This window comes from Streptomyces sp. NPDC042371, assembly GCF_056437465.1.
On record NZ_JBWKAP010000001.1, the window covers coordinates 157,099 to 169,026 of the forward strand.

The 11,928-nt window shown below is 69.6% G+C and carries 10 protein-coding genes and 1 riboswitch; of the genes, 3 read left to right on the forward strand and 7 right to left on the reverse strand.

Going from position 1 to position 11,928, the window contains the following annotated elements:
- Positions 1-46 precede the first annotated feature (46 nt).
- Positions 47-1,459 carry an SLC13 family permease gene (locus tag AC068B_RS00730; RefSeq protein WP_478668080.1) on the forward strand — a complete coding sequence of 471 codons (1,413 nt, stop codon included), beginning with the start codon at positions 47-49 and terminating at the stop codon, positions 1,457-1,459.
- Between the two features lie 27 nt (positions 1,460-1,486).
- A complete protein-coding gene (locus AC068B_RS00735) occupies positions 1,487-2,689 on the forward strand; it encodes a glycerate kinase family protein (protein ID WP_478669192.1) in 1,203 nt (400 codons plus the stop codon).
- Here AC068B_RS00735 and AC068B_RS00740 read toward each other — a convergent pair.
- The 6 genes from AC068B_RS00740 to ctaE all read right to left on the reverse strand — a co-directional run bounded on the left by AC068B_RS00740 (position 2,635) and on the right by ctaE (position 9,873).
- Positions 2,635-4,011, reverse strand: a complete 1,377-nt coding sequence (locus tag AC068B_RS00740) for an aminotransferase class V-fold PLP-dependent enzyme (protein ID WP_478668081.1) — start codon at positions 4,009-4,011, stop codon at positions 2,635-2,637. The two genes, AC068B_RS00735 and AC068B_RS00740, sit on opposite strands and share 55 nt — an antisense overlap.
- A gap of 189 nt (positions 4,012-4,200) precedes the next feature.
- Positions 4,201-4,318: riboswitch (SAM riboswitch) on the reverse strand.
- A 96-nt stretch (positions 4,319-4,414) separates the two neighbouring features.
- Positions 4,415-5,479 carry an anthranilate phosphoribosyltransferase gene (trpD, locus tag AC068B_RS00745; RefSeq protein ID WP_356267878.1) on the reverse strand — a complete coding sequence of 355 codons (1,065 nt, stop codon included), beginning with the start codon at positions 5,477-5,479 and terminating at the stop codon, positions 4,415-4,417.
- Positions 5,480-5,676: 197 nt separating this feature from the next.
- On the reverse strand, positions 5,677-7,317 hold the full coding sequence (qcrB, locus tag AC068B_RS00750; protein ID WP_468560047.1) for a cytochrome bc1 complex cytochrome b subunit: 1,641 nt from the start codon (positions 7,315-7,317) through the stop codon (positions 5,677-5,679).
- The gene (qcrA, locus tag AC068B_RS00755; protein WP_478668083.1) at positions 7,314-8,369 is read right to left on the reverse strand and encodes a cytochrome bc1 complex Rieske iron-sulfur subunit; all 1,056 of its coding nucleotides are present in this window, start codon (positions 8,367-8,369) and stop codon (positions 7,314-7,316) included. The genes qcrB and qcrA overlap by 4 nt, the downstream gene beginning before the upstream one ends.
- On the reverse strand, positions 8,366-9,175 hold the full coding sequence (gene qcrC, locus AC068B_RS00760; RefSeq protein ID WP_468560044.1) for a cytochrome bc1 complex diheme cytochrome c subunit: 810 nt from the start codon (positions 9,173-9,175) through the stop codon (positions 8,366-8,368). The genes qcrA and qcrC overlap by 4 nt, the downstream gene beginning before the upstream one ends.
- A 77-nt stretch (positions 9,176-9,252) precedes the next feature.
- A complete protein-coding gene (gene ctaE, locus AC068B_RS00765) occupies positions 9,253-9,873 on the reverse strand; it encodes an aa3-type cytochrome oxidase subunit III (protein ID WP_055566234.1) in 621 nt (206 codons plus the stop codon).
- 198 nt (positions 9,874-10,071) lie between these two features.
- Between ctaE and AC068B_RS00770 the strand changes: the two genes are divergently transcribed.
- The gene (locus AC068B_RS00770; protein ID WP_478668085.1) at positions 10,072-10,470 is read left to right on the forward strand and encodes a hypothetical protein; all 399 of its coding nucleotides are present in this window, start codon (positions 10,072-10,074) and stop codon (positions 10,468-10,470) included.
- 118 nt (positions 10,471-10,588) lie between these two features.
- On the opposite strand, the gene AC068B_RS00775 is transcribed toward AC068B_RS00770, so the two are convergent.
- Positions 10,589-11,836: a L,D-transpeptidase gene (locus AC068B_RS00775; protein ID WP_478668086.1), complete on the reverse strand. Its 1,248-nt coding sequence runs from the start codon at positions 11,834-11,836 to the stop codon at positions 10,589-10,591.
- Positions 11,837-11,928 lie beyond the last annotated feature (92 nt).

Here is an 11,928-nt window from a genome sequence, read left to right on the forward strand (position 1 = left end):
TCTGCGCCTCATTGAGGGCTCACGGCCCGGCGGCACGCTGAACCGCGTGACCCTGAACCTGCGGCAAGCCGCGACCCTCTGCGCGGCGCTCAGCATCTGCGCCCTGCTCGCGGTCCCGGGGAACTTCCCCGGCCTGAGCGGCGACGCCCGGCTGACCCTCGCCGTCTTCGCCCTGGCGACCTGCGCCTGGATCGGCACACCGGTCGACGACACGTACATCGCGCTCGGCGCGGGCCTCGCCCTCACCGCGACCGGTGTGATCAGCAGCGACACCCTGTTCGGCACCCTCGGCGACGAGACGGTGTGGCTGCTGATCTGCGCCTTCGTGCTGGCGGCCGCCGTGGCGCGCAGCGGGCTCTCGGGGCGGGCGGCGGCGTTCCTGGTCAGCGGGGCGGGCACCGTACGGCAGCTGACGCATCTGACGACCGCGGCGCTGGTGGTGACCGCCTTCGCGGTCCCCGCGACCTCGGGGCGCGCCGCGCTCGCGCTGCCCGTCTTCCTCGCGCTCGCCAAGGTCCTCGCCGACCGGAAGCGACTGGTCGTGATGCTCGCACTGCTCTTTCCGACCGTGATCCTTCTGTCCGCGGTCGCGACCCTGATCGGTGCGGGAGCGCATCTGATCACGGTGTCGGTCCTGTGGGAGGCGACCGGTGAGCGGATCGGCTTCACCCAGTGGCTGCTGCTCGGCCTGCCGCTCGCCCTGACCTCCTCCCATCTGGCGGCGGAGGCCGTCCTGTTGACGACCACGCGGCGCGCGGACCGCGAGGGCCCGGTCCGCATCACCCTCGCCCAGCTCCAGGAGCACAGCGAACAGCCCGTCACCGGCCCCTGGGAACCGGCCGAGACGCGCTGCGCGCTGCTGCTCGCCACCGTCGTCGCCCTGTGGTGCAGCGAACCGCTCCACCAGGTGCCGCCCGCCGTCGTCGCGCTGATCGGAGCAGTGGTGGCCGCCTCCCCCGCCCTCGGCACCGTCGGCCTCAAGGACGCCCTCAGGACGGTCCCCTGGGCGCTGCTCCTCTTCATGGCGGCGACGATGGCGATGGGCGTCGCGCTCGCCGACTCGGGGGCGGCGAAGTGGCTGGTGTCCGGGCTGCCCCTGGACCTGCCCCCGTGGCTGTTCCTCGCGGTGGTCGTCGCGGTCAGCACGGCCGCACACCTGGTCCTGCAGTCCCGCTCGGCCCGCTCCTCGGTCCTCGTCCCGCTGGTCGTGGCGGCCGCCGTCGGCTCGGGCGTCAACCCGGTCGCCGCGGCGCTCGCCTCCACGGCCGCGGCCGGGTTCTGCCACACCCTGCCCGCCTCCGCGAAGCCCGTCACCCTCTTCGCCGACATCCCGGACACGCCCACCTACACCCCGCGGGACCTGCTGCGGCTCTCCGCGGTCCTGGCGCCGCTGACCGCCGCGCTCGTCCTGCTCTTCGCCGTCACGCTCTGGCCGCTGCTCGGCGTCCCCGTCCGCTGAACCCCCTTGCGCACCCTGGAGACCACCGTGCTGACCCGTTTCGCCATCGCCCCCAGCGGCTTCAAGGAGTCGCTGTCCGCGAGCTCCGCGGCCGAGGCCATCGCCGCGGGGGTACGCCGTGTCGTCCCGCGCGCCGAAACCGATCTGATCCCGCTGGTGGACGGCGGCGAGGGCACGGCGCGCGCGCTGGCCGCGGCGGGCGGCGGCCGCCTCGTCGCGCTGCCCGCGACCGGTCCCGTCGGCCAGCCGATCGGCACCCACTTCGCCCTGCTGCCCGACGGCACCGCGGTCGTCGAGATGGCCGCCGTGGCCGGTCTCTCGCTGGTCCCCCGTGATCTGCGCGACCCGGGCGCCACCACCACGTACGGCGTCGGGGAGCTGATCCGCGCGGCGCTGGACACGGGCGCCCGCCGGATCCTGGTCGGCTGCGGCGACTCGGGCACCTCGGACGGCGGCGCGGGCGCCCTGCAGGCCCTCGGGGCCCGACTCCTGGACCTGGACGGCTGGGAACTGCCGCCCGGCGGACAGGAGTTGACGCGCCTGAGCCGCATCGACCCGAGCGGCATCGACCCGCGCCTCGCGGACACCGAGATCCGCGTCGCCTGCAACCCCTTCAACGTCCTGTGCGGCGAGCGCGGCGTCGCCCGCGTCTTCGGCCCCCAGAAGGGCGCGACACCCACCCAGGTCGAGCAGCTCGCCGCCGCCCTGGAGCACTGGGCGCACCTCCTCACCCGGGACCTCCGGGTGCGCGCCGACCTCTTCGAGGGCCCCGGCACGGGCGCGTCGGGCGGCCTCGGCGCCGGGCTCGCCGCCCTCGGCGCCGCCCTGCTCCCCCGCTTCGACGTCCTGCTCGAACGGCTCGACCTCGACCACCGACTCGCCCGCGCCGATCTCGTCATCACCGCGGAGGGCGCCCTTGACCACCAGACGCCGCGCGGCAAGGTCCCCGCCGAGGTGGCCCGCCGCGCCAAGCTCTCCGGCCGCCCCGTCCTGGTGCTCGCGGGCACGATCGGGGACGGCGCGCACGCCGTCCGCTCCGTCGGGGTCGACGCCTACAGCTCGATCCTGCCCGCCCCGGTCTCGATGACCGAGGCGCTCGGCAGGGGCGGCGAGTTCCTCACCGACGCGACGGAGCGGGCCCTGCGGATGATCCAGCTCGGCTCACGGCTGCCCGCTCAGACGGCGGCGGTGTCGGTGTCCGGCACGCAACGCCCGTCCTCGGTGCGGTAGCTCCAGCGCGCACCGTCCGCCACCAGTTCCTTGACGGCACGCACGAAGCGCTCGACGTGCTCGTCGGGGGTGCCCGCGCCGAAGCTCACGCGGATCGCGTTCAGCGACTTCTCGCCGGGCGCGGCCTCGGGGGCGCCGCACTCGCCGGGCTCGTCGGGCTCGCTGCCGAGCAGGGTGCGCACCAGCGGGTGGGCGCAGAACAGGCCGTCGCGTACGCCGATGCCGTACTCGGCGGAGAGCGCGGCGGCGAAGTGCGAGCTGTTCCAGCCGTCCACGACGAAGGAGATGACGCCCACGCGCGGCGCGTCGTCGCCGAAGAGCGAGAGGATCCGCACCTGCGGCACCTCGGCGAGGCCCGCACGGACCGTCCCGATCAGCTGCTGCTCGCGGGCGACGAGCTCATCGAAGCCCGCCTCGGTGAGCGCCTTGCAGGCGGAGGCGATGGAGTAGACACCGATGACGTTGGGGGAACCGGCCTCGTGCCGCGCGGCGGTGTCGTGCCACTCCACGTCCACGCCGCCGTCGGCGCGTCGCGCCACCTTCCGCGACGCGCCGCCACCGGCGAGGTAGGGCTCGGCGGCGCGCAGCCAGTCGGAGCGGCCCGCGAGGACACCGGAGCCGAAGGGCGCGTACAGCTTGTGCCCGGAGAACGCGACCCAGTCGACGTCCAACTCGTCGATGCAGACGGGGTGGTGGGGCGCGAGCTGCGCGGCGTCCAGGACGATCCGGGCGCCGTGCGCGTGCGCGGCCGCGGCCAGCTCGCGCACCGGCCACAGCTCACCCGTGACGTTGGAGGCGCCGGTCACGCAGACGAGGGCGGGGCCGTAGGGGTCGCGGTCGGCGAGGGCGCGCTCCAGCGTCTGCACCGCCTCTTCGGGGGTGCGCGGCGCGTTGAGGTAGGTGACGCGGGCGTCCCGCCAGGGCAGCAGCGAGGCGTGGTGCTCGGTCTCGAAGACGAAGACCTGGCAGTCGGCGGGCAGCGCGGCGGCGAGCAGGTTCAGCGAGTCGGTGGTGGACCGGGTGAAGACGACCTGGTCGCCCTCGCGGCAGCCGAGGAACTCGGCGACGGTCTCGCGGGAGTTCTCGAAGAGGTCGGTCGACAGCTGCGACAGGTACCCGGCGCCGCGGTGCACGCTGCCGTAGTACGGGGCGTACGCGGCCACGTCGTCCCACACCCGCTGCAGGGCCGGGGCGCTCGCCGCGTAGTCGAGCGCCGCGTAGGTCACCTCGCCGCCGGTGACGAGCGGGACGGTGACGTCCCTGCCGAGGACGGCGAGCGGGGCACAGACGGACGAGTCGGCGGCAACAGCGGAAACGGACATGGCGAACTCCCGTAAGAGGCAAGTGAGTTCACTGCGACGACGGCCGCGCTCAGGGCATGCGGCGGTGCAGTGATGAAGAGAAAAAAGGTGCGCGGAAAGGGGCCGAAGGCCCTAGCACATTCGCTTGCTCACGAGACTGCTCCCTTGAGGACCAGGACCCCAGGGCTGTGACATTCACCGATGTCCAGGGGTCCGCGCTTGCCATACGCCTCGCTGCGTACGGCCTGGTCTTCACCCGGGGCACCCCGCCACGGACGGAGGGTTGCCGGACAGCGGGCCGGGGCCGTAGTCGCTGTCACTCATGACCTGTGCAGCATCCTGCCACACGATCTTCGGCGCGCAAGGCGCAGTCCAGAATCCGGACTGCGCCGTGCGTCACATCGCCGCGCCGGAGAGTGCCCTCTCAGCGGTTGCTTGCCGACACCCAGCGCTCCAGGGCCCGCTTCGCGGCCCCCGAGTCGATCGCCTGCGCCGCCTTCGCCATACCGGCGGCGATCTGGTCCACGAGCGGCTCGTCGGTGGGCGCGAGGGCGGCGAGCGCCGCCGCCGAGTTCAGCACCACCGCGTCCCGCACCGGACCGGTCTCCCCGTCCAGCAGCCGCAGCGCCACCTCCGCGTTGTACGAGGCGTCGGCGCCCCGCAGCGCCTCGACGGGCACCAGGTCGATACCGACGTCCCGCGGGTCGAAGGCCTCCTCGCGCACGGCGCCGTCCCGCACCGCCCAGATCCGCGAGGTGGACGTCGTCGTCAGCTCGTCCAGCCCGTCGTCCCCGCGGAAGACCAGGGACGAGTGGCCCCGCTCGGCGAAGACTCCGGCCACGATCGGCGCCATCCGCGGGTCGGCGACCCCGACCGCCTGGGCGCGCACCTTGGCCGGGTTGGTGAGCGGGCCGAGGAGGTTGAAGACGGTCCGGATGCCCAGCTGGCTGCGGGCCGCGCCCGCGTGGCGCAGCGCGGGGTGGAACTTCACGGCGAAGCAGAAGGTGATGCCCGCCTCCTCCGCCACCTCGACCACCCGCTGCGGGGTGAGGTCCAGGTTGACGCCGAGCTTCTCCAGGACGTCGGAGGCGCCGGACGCGCTGGAGGCGGCGCGGTTACCGTGCTTGACGACCTTCGCGCCCGCTCCGGCGACGACGATCGCGGACATCGTCGAGATGTTGACGGTCTTGGCGCCGTCGCCGCCCGTGCCCACGATGTCGACGCTCGGGCCCGGCACGTCGATGACGTTGGCGTGCGCGTACATGGCGCGCACCAGGCCGGAGATCTCCTCGACCGTCTCGCCCTTGGCCCGCAGGGCGACCACGAAGGCCGCGATCTGGGCGTCGGTGGCCTCGCCGCGCATGATGCGGTCCATGGCCCAGGCCGTGTCGTCGGCGCTCTGGTCGCGCCCGTCGAGCAGGCCGTTCAGTACGTCGGGCCAGGAACGGGCCGCCGCGGTGTCGCCTCCTGCGGGGATCACAGCGTTCATGGCCGCTCCTGGTTTTTTCGTCTGCGTAAGTAGGAAACACCCCGACACGTCGGGGTGGGACCACCCTATCCAGCCTCCGGGACGGCAAAGAGCCCCGTCCATGCAATGGACGGGGCTCTTGCCGTGGCGACCATGGGGTCCCCCCGCTCGAGCGAAGCCGAGAGTGGGGGAGGTCAGAGCTTCACAGCTTCAGGTGATCAGTGGTGGCCGTGGCCGCTGGAGATCTCCTTGTACTCGTCAGCCGTGGGCTTGGGGATCTGTCCTTCTTCCCCGAAGTAGCCCTTGGAGAGCTTCGCCCGGAGCTTCTGCGAACCGGACAGCTTGCGCTCGACACCGTTCTCGTCGACCGAAGGACCGAGCTCGAGCGGCTTGTACTGCTCGTGCGCGGTGAGCGTGTGCAGCTGCTCCTTGCTGAGCGGCTCGTGGACCTCGATGAACTCACCGTGCGGCAGCCGCTTGATGAGACCCGACTCGCGGCCGTGCAGCACCTTGTCCTTGTCGCGCCGCTGCAGGCCCAGGCAGATCCGCTTGGTGACGATGAAGGCGATGACCGGTCCGACGAAGAAGCCGATCCGGACGAACCAGGTGATCGCGTTCAGCGACAGGTGGAAGTGGGTGGCCCACAGGTCGTTGCCACCACCGACCAGCATGATCATGTACGCCGTCAGCCACGCGACACCGAAGCCCGTACGGGTCGGGGCGTTGCGCGGGCGGTCCAGGATGTGGTGCTCGCGCTTGTCGCCGGTGACCCAGGACTCGATGAACGGGTAGACCGCGATGGCCACGAGGACCAGCGGGAAGACCACGACCAGCGGGATGAACACGCCCAGGGCGAGCGTGTGGCCCCAGAGGTTGATCTCCCAGCCCGGCATCACACGGATCAGACCCTCGGCGAAGCCCATGTACCAGTCGGGCTGGGCCCCCGTGGACACCTGGTCCGGCCGGTAGGGGCCGATGGCCCAGATCGGGTTGATCGAGGCGATCGCCGCGATGACCGCGATGACACCGAAGACCAGGAAGAAGAAGCCTCCGGCCTTGGCCATGTAGACCGGCAGAAGCGGCATGCCGACGACGTTCTTGTTGCTCTTGCCGGCGCCGGCGAACTGCGTGTGCTTGTGGTAGAAGACCAGGATCAGGTGCGCCACCACGAGGCCGAGCATGATGCCGGGCAACAGCAGGATGTGGACCGAGTAGAACCGGGCCACGAAGTCGCCGCCGGGGAACTCCCCGCCGAACAGGAACATCGACAGGTAGGTGCCGACGATCGGCATCGACAGGATGGCGCCCTGCATGAAGCGGACACCGGTGCCTGAGAGCAGGTCGTCCGGGAGCGAGTAACCGGTGAAGCCGGTGAACATGCCGAGGACGAACAGCAGGAAGCCGAAGAGCCAGTTGACCTCACGGGGCTTGCGGAACGCACCCGTGAAGAACACGCGCATCATGTGCACGAACATGCCGGCGAGGAAGATCAGCGCCGCCCAGTGGTGGATCTGCCGGATCAGCAGACCACCGCGCACATCGAAGGAGATGTGCATGGTCGAGTTGAACGCCTCCGACATCAACTGACCCTGCATCGGGATGTAGCTGCCGCTGTACTCCACCTCGTTCATCGAGGGGTGGAAGAACAGCGTCAGGTACACACCCGTGAGGATGATGATGATGAAGCTGTACAGGCAGATCTCGCCGAGCATGAAGGACCAGTGGTCCGGGAAGATCTTGCGCATGTTGGCCTTGGCCAGGGAGTAGATCCCCAGTCGACCGTCGGCCCAGTCCGCGACCCGCTCACCGGCGGGTGCCTGCTTGCGCTTGTCGTTCGAAGTAGTGGTGGTGGTGCTCATCCACGCTCCCAGAAAGCAGGACCGACGGGCTCTTCGAAGTCGCCGTGCGCCTCGAGGTAGCCCTTTTCGTTCACGCCGATCCGCAGCTGCGGCAGGGCATGGCCGGCCGGGCCGAAGATCACGCGGGCACCGTCGGAGAGATCGAAGGTGGACTGGTGGCACGGGCAGAGGACGTGGTGCGTCTGCTGCTCGTACAGGGAGATCGGGCAACCCACGTGGGTGCAGATCTTGGAGTACGCCACGATGCCCTCGTGCGACCACTCGAGCTCGCGCTTGTCCTTGATGTTCTCCGGCTGGATGCGGACGATCATCAGGGCGGCCTTGGCGATCTGCGTCTGGAAGTCGTGGTCGTGCTCCGACATGCCCTCGGGCATCGCGAAGGTCAGCGAACCGACCTGCACGTCCGCGGGACGCAGCGGCTCGTGGGTGTTCATGTTCACGAGCATCTTGCCCTTGGCCCACTTGGTGTGCCGGAGCTTGTCCTCGGGCAGCGGCCCGAGGTCACGCAGCAGGACGACACCGGAGAGCGGGACCAGGGCCAGCGCGCCGAACATCGTGTTCCGGATCAGCTTGCGCCGACCGAAGCCCGACTCCTCGGCACCCTGCTTGAAGTCCGCCATGACCTTGGCGCGGACCTCGGGCTCAGCCGCGATCTCGTGCCGCTCGTCGGTCATCTCCACGTCGGACATCAGGGTGCGGGCCCAGTGGACCGCGCCCGCGCCGATGCAGAACAGCGCCACGCCGAGGGTGGTGCCCAGGGCGAAGTTGAGGCCGCTGATGTGCCCGATCGGGAAGACGTAGATGCTCTTGTCGGCCGGGATCGCCACGTACGAGGCGATGAAGCCGACCGTCGCGATCATCGACAGCGTGAACATGAAGGCCACGGCACGCTCGGACCGCCTGGCGGCCCGCTCGTCGATGTCCTGGACGCGGTGCTCGTGGGGCGGCAGCCCCGGGTCGGCGAACGGGTTCTCTTCCGTCACCGCCACCGAGCCGTGCTCGGTCTCCTGCTTGCTGGGCAGGTTCTCTTCTGGAATCTCTTGGCTACTCATGACTTCTTGGCCTTTGCGGTCCGAGCGGCGACCCACACGGCGACACCGATCAGCGAGCCGAGACCGAAGATCCAGCCGAAGAGGCCTTCACTGACCGGACCCAGACCACCCAGCTTGAGACCGCCAGGGCTCTCGGTCTTCTCACCGTTGACCGCGTCGAGGTACGCGATGATGTCCTTCTTGTTCTTCTCCGGCATCGTCGTGTCGGGGAAGGACGGCATGTTCTGCGGGCCGGTCTGCATGGCCTCGTAGATGTGCTTCGGGGAGACACCCTCCAGCGAAGGCGCGAACTTGCCGTGCGTCAACGCGCCACCTTCACCGGTGAAGTTGTGGCACTGGGCACAGTTGGTGCGGAACAGCTCGCCACCCTTGGCGATGTCCGCTCCGTCCGGGCTGTACTGCTTCTCGGTCGGCACCGAGGGACCGGCACCCAGCGACGAGATGTACGCCGCGAGCTGGTCGATCTGGGCCTGGTTGTAGATGACCTTCTTCTTGGGCGCCTGGGCACCCGGCTGCTGGAGCGGCATACGGCCAGTGCCGACCTGGAAGTCGACAGCTGCGGCGCCCACGCCCACCAGGCTCGGACCGTCGGAGGAGCCCTGACCGCCGGTTCCGTGGCAGCTGGAGCAGCCCACGGCGTAGAGCTTCTTGCCCTCGTCGATGGCGAGGGACTGGGCGGTGTCGTCGGCCTGCGCCTTGTCCGCCGGCGCGAACGCGGCGTACAGCCCCCCGGTGGCCGCCAGCGCGAGGAGTAGGACGACGACCGCCGCCAGCGGATGGCGTCGTCGTGCGGAGAGCTTTTTCACGGATTACCCCGGTGTCAGGATCTTCTGCGTCGATGCTTCTGGAATGTTTCGGATGTGTCGCGTGAGCGACCTGCCGCTTACTTGATCATGTAGATCGTGGCGAAGAGGCCGATCCAGACCACATCGACGAAGTGCCAGTAGTAGGACACGACGATGGCTGCGGTCGCCTGTTCGTGGGTGAACCTCCTGGCCGCATAGGTACGACCAAGGACCAGCAGGAAGGCGATCAGGCCGCCCGTCACATGCAGTCCGTGGAAGCCGGTGGTCAGGTAGAAGACCGAGCCGTACGGGTCGGACGAGAGCGAGAGGCCCTCGTGCTTGACCAGCTCGGTGTATTCGTACACCTGACCGCCGATGAAGATCGCACCCATGATGAAGGTGACGATGAACCACATCCGGAGCTTCTTCACATCACCGCGTTCAGCTGCGAAAACGCCCAGCTGACACGTGAGTGAGGAGAGCACCAGGATGGTGGTGTTCGTCGCTGAGAACGGGAAGTTAAGGGCCGAGGCCATTTCCTTCCAGTGATCAGGACCTGTCACCGATCGCAGGGTGAAGTACATCGCGAAGAGGGCCGCGAAGAACATCAGCTCGGAACTCAACCAGATGATGGTTCCGACGCTGGTGAGGTTCGGTCGATTGACCGGCGGGTGCGCGTGCCCGGTATCTACTGTCGTTGCTGTCGCCACGACCGACATTATGTCGGTCGCTTATCCCGCCCTCACCCCGGGGGGTGCCGTTCGGAGTGTCTACGGGGTGTGTCCTGCCCGGATGGCCCATCGGAGGCCTGTCCGAACCGGTGTTGACGGGGTGTCGGGAGGAGTAGCATCCGCGCATCGGTTCCCGATCCCAAGACGGCACAGCTCGACGCAACAGCTCGACGTATCGGAGGAACAATGCAGCCGACCGCCACGGTGCTGGTCTACAGCGACAACGCGAGCACCCGCGAGCAAGTCCGGTTGGCCACGGGCCGCAGGCCGGCCACGGACGTTCCCCAGGTCCAGTTCATCGAGTGCGCCACACCGCACGCGGTCATCAAGGAGCTGGACCGGGGCGGCATCGACGTCTGCGTCCTCGACGGCGAGTCGGCGCCCGGCGGTATGGGCGTCTGCCGGCAGATCAAGGACGAGGTCTTCCAGTCGCCGCCCGTGCTGCTGCTCATGGGGCGCCCGCAGGACGCCTGGCTGGCCACCTGGAGCCGGGCGGAGGCCGCGGTGACCCTGCCGGTCGAGCCGGTGGAGTTCGCGAGCGCCCTGGCCGGTCTGCTGCGCAGCAAGGCGGCCGTCGAGGCCTGAGCGGCCCTCCAGTCGCACACGAGCAGAACACGAGTAGCACGCCGGTCTTCCACGAGAGGGGCCCACGCCGTGGCGTGGGCCCCTCTCGTGCGCCTCTGACGGCCTCTCTGCCGGGCCGTCAGACCTGCGGCCGCAGCCTGGCCGCGTCGACCGCCGCGGGGCCCTCCTTGGTGCCGGAGAGCAGCGCGCTGCCCTTGCGCCACTTCTTCCAGCTCATGTTCCAGTCGCCGAGCCCGTTGCCGAACGTCGGCATGTCCTCGCCGTAGCTGTTGACGACCGTCACCAGGTCGCCCTGGCGGACGGTCTCGTAGAACCAGGCGGCGTCCCCGGTGCTCATGCCGGTGCAGCCGTGGCTGGTGTTCGCGGCGCCCTGCGAGCCCACCGACCAGGGCGCGGCGTGCACGTACTCGCCGGAGTCGGTCACCCGCGTCGCGTAATAGACCATCTTGTCGTAGAAGTCCGAAGCGCCGATGCTGGCACTGGTCATGCGTACGGAGTACTCCTTGCCCAGCACCACCTTGACGCCGTTGCGCGTCGAGTAGCCGGGCTTGCCGGTGGTCACCGGCATGGAGTTGATCTCCTCGCCGTTGCGGTAGACCGTCATGTAGTGCGACCCGGCGTCCGTGACGGCCTCTACGCGGTCGCCGATGGTCAGCTTCAGCGGCTTGGACTCGCCGCCCCACAGCTTCTTCTTGACCTTGAGGCCTTCGAGGTTGCTGGAGACGTTCACGGTGGCGCCCGCGGGCCAGTACTCCTTCGGGCGGTAGTGCAGCGTCTTGCTGTCCACCCAGTACCAGGCTCCCTCGGTGGCGGGCACCGAGCGGACCTTCAGGGCGCGCTCGACGATCGATCTGGCCTCCTTGCCCTTCACCTTGGCGCTGAGGGAGGCCGTGACGGGCTGTCCGACGCCGTACTTGCCCCCGTCGGGGCCGAAGGTGACCTTCAGCTGCTTCTTCTTGGCGGGCATGTCGGTGTCGAAGGTCATGACCTTGCGGCCCGGCGCCCCTTCCTCGTCCTCCGTGCTCACCCGCACGGTGTAGTGGGCCCCTGCCGCCAGCGGCGTGGTGCTGTGCCACCGGGCGCCGTCGGCCGAGAGTTCACCCGCCACGTACCGCCCCACCGCGTCGGTGGCCAGCACGTCGGTGATGCGCCCGTCGTCGCCCTGGGCCGTGACTTCGAGCGGCTTGTCCGGATCCGCCTTCTGGCTGCCCACAGGGCCGTTGAAGGCGATCTGGCCCGCCGCGTCGTACGGCTTCGCCGAGAGCGGATGACCGTCGGAGCTGCCGCAGGCAGTGACCCCCGCACCGAGTGCGGCCACCAGCATCGTGCAGCTCAGTACCGTGCGAATTCTCGGTGAGTGGCTCATAAACACACGGTATGAAGGTCTACCGGGTCCGGCGCGGCGAGTGACCCGTCCGTGGGGGTGTCGCTTACGCCGAAGGGCCCCGGCGCTCCTCT

Bases quoted from the DNA above. Each gene is read 5' to 3' on its own strand.
- AC068B_RS00770 (WP_478668085.1), top strand. From the start codon at position 10,072: ATGCAGCCGACCGCCACGGTGCTGGTCTACAGCGACAACGCGAGCACC.
- AC068B_RS00775 (WP_478668086.1), bottom strand. From the start codon at position 11,836: ATGAGCCACTCACCGAGAATTCGCACGGTACTGAGCTGCACGATGCTG.
- ctaE (WP_055566234.1), bottom strand. From the start codon at position 9,873: ATGTCGGTCGTGGCGACAGCAACGACAGTAGATACCGGGCACGCGCAC.
- AC068B_RS00740 (WP_478668081.1), bottom strand. From the start codon at position 4,011: ATGTCCGTTTCCGCTGTTGCCGCCGACTCGTCCGTCTGTGCCCCGCTC.
- qcrA (WP_478668083.1), bottom strand. From the start codon at position 8,369: ATGAGTAGCCAAGAGATTCCAGAAGAGAACCTGCCCAGCAAGCAGGAG.
- qcrB (WP_468560047.1), bottom strand. From the start codon at position 7,317: ATGAGCACCACCACCACTACTTCGAACGACAAGCGCAAGCAGGCACCC.
- trpD (WP_356267878.1), bottom strand. From the start codon at position 5,479: ATGAACGCTGTGATCCCCGCAGGAGGCGACACCGCGGCGGCCCGTTCC.